Here is a 1,386-nt window from a genome sequence, read left to right as displayed (position 1 = left end):
AGATTGCAGTTGCTGCTACCTTTAACCGCGATATAGCTTACAAAGCCGGACAGATAACCGCCTATGAAACCCGCGCCAGCTATATTCCATGGAATTATTCGCCGGTATTGGATCTGGGCAAGTCGCCGCTTTGGCCACGTATTTATGAAACTTTTGGTGAAGATCCCTACCTGGTTAAAACCATGGGCGCGGCTATTATTAAAGGATACCAGGGTAATGATGTAGGCGATAAATACCATGTGGCCGCCTGTATGAAACATTACCTGGGCTATAGCTTCCCATTGAGCGGTAAAGACCGCACCCCGGCCTGGATTCCAGACCGTTATATGCGCGAATACTTTTTGCCATCATTTGCCGAAGCTGTAAAAGCAGGTGCTAAAACCTTGATGATTAACTCTGGCGAGATAAACGGTGTGCCGGTACATGCCAGCAAATACCTGCTTACGGATGTTTTACGCGGCGAACTTCATTTTGATGGTATTGCGGTAACCGACTGGCGCGATATCCAATACCTTCATGATCGTCATCATATAGCGGCTACTCAAAAAGATGCCGTAATGATAGCTGTTAACGCGGGTGTGGATATGAGCATGGTTCCGTATGATTATACTTTTTTTACCTATTTGATAGAGCTGGTTAAAGAAGGCAAAGTACCAATGACCCGGATCAATGAGGCAGTACACCGCATTTTAAAAGTAAAATACGAATTAGGTTTATTTGAGCGCCCGGTAGGTAATCCTGTTGATTACCCAAAATTCGGATCAGAGGAATACAGGTTGGTAAGCGTACAAGCCGCTAATGAGGCTATTACATTGTTAAAAAACAACAACCATATACTTCCACTTAAAAAAGGCATGAAAGTACTGGTAACCGGTCCTACGGCCAATACCATGCGTTCATTGGATGGGGGATGGAGTTACACCTGGCAGGGAGATGAGTCGGACAAGTTTGCCGCGGGCAAGAATACCATCCTTGAAGCTATCCAACAAAAAATTGGTAAAGAAAATGTAAGCTATGAGGCCGGTGCGGCATTTGATAGCCTCCAAAATGTTGACGAGACCGTTAAAGCCGCGCAAAAAGCCGATGCGATTGTGCTTTGCCTTGGCGAATTATCGTATACAGAAAACGTTGGTAATATTGATGACCTTAACCTGCCGGTTGCGCAAATTCAACTGGCACAGGCCCTGGCCAAAACAGGTAAGCCGGTGATATTGGTATTGGCCGAAGGTCGTCCACGAATTGTAACGGATGCGGAAAGCCTTTCAGCAGCTACCCTCATGACTTACCTGTTGGGTAACGAAGGCGGCGATGCCATTGCAGGCGTGTTGTTTGGCGATGTAAACCCGTCAGGTAAGTTGCCTATAACTTATCCGCGTTTCACTAATT

General features: G+C 46.0%; 1 protein-coding gene. It reads left to right on the top strand.

The annotated features are described in order from the left end of the window. Positions 1-1,386, top strand: a 1,386-nt coding sequence (locus tag AC1DPZ_RS27220; protein WP_477409408.1) for a glycoside hydrolase family 3 protein, incomplete at both ends; no start/stop codon positions are given.

This window comes from Mucilaginibacter sp. P4_G9 (genome assembly GCF_056400985.1).
Note: the sequence above shows the minus strand (reverse complement) of the source record. Positions and strands in the feature narration are given on the sequence as shown.